At 66.9% G+C, this 317-nt stretch carries 1 protein-coding gene; it reads left to right on the top strand.

The genetic code is table 11. From position 1 onward, the window contains the following. Nucleotides 1–317, top strand: a 317-nt coding sequence (locus ABGI63_RS25845; protein WP_349745383.1) for an ATP-dependent Clp protease proteolytic subunit, incomplete at both ends; no start/stop codon positions are given.

Raw genomic sequence — 317 nt, 5'->3', positions numbered from 1 at the left:
CAGATGATGATCCACGACGCCTGGACCATCGCCGCCGGCAACGCTGACGACTTCGAGGTGCAGGTGGCGAACCTGCGCCGCACGAGCAGTCTGATGGCCGACCTCTACGTCGCGCGCACCGGCAACACGCTCGACCAGGTCAAGGCCTGGATGAAGGAAACGAAGTGGTTCACAGGGCAGGAGGCCCTGACCGCCGGCTTCGCCGACAGCCTGGCCGCGAATGTCGGCGCCGTGGCCAGTGCGAGCCTGTGGCTCAGCCACATGCAGGGCCGCATCACGACACAGCTGCAAACCCAGCGCGCCGACTCTGTCGAGCC

The organism is Roseateles cavernae (assembly GCF_040187885.1).
GTDB classification, from domain to species: domain Bacteria; phylum Pseudomonadota; class Gammaproteobacteria; order Burkholderiales; family Burkholderiaceae_C; genus Roseateles_E; species Roseateles_E cavernae.
Note: the sequence above shows the minus strand (reverse complement) of the source record. Positions and strands in the feature narration are given on the sequence as shown.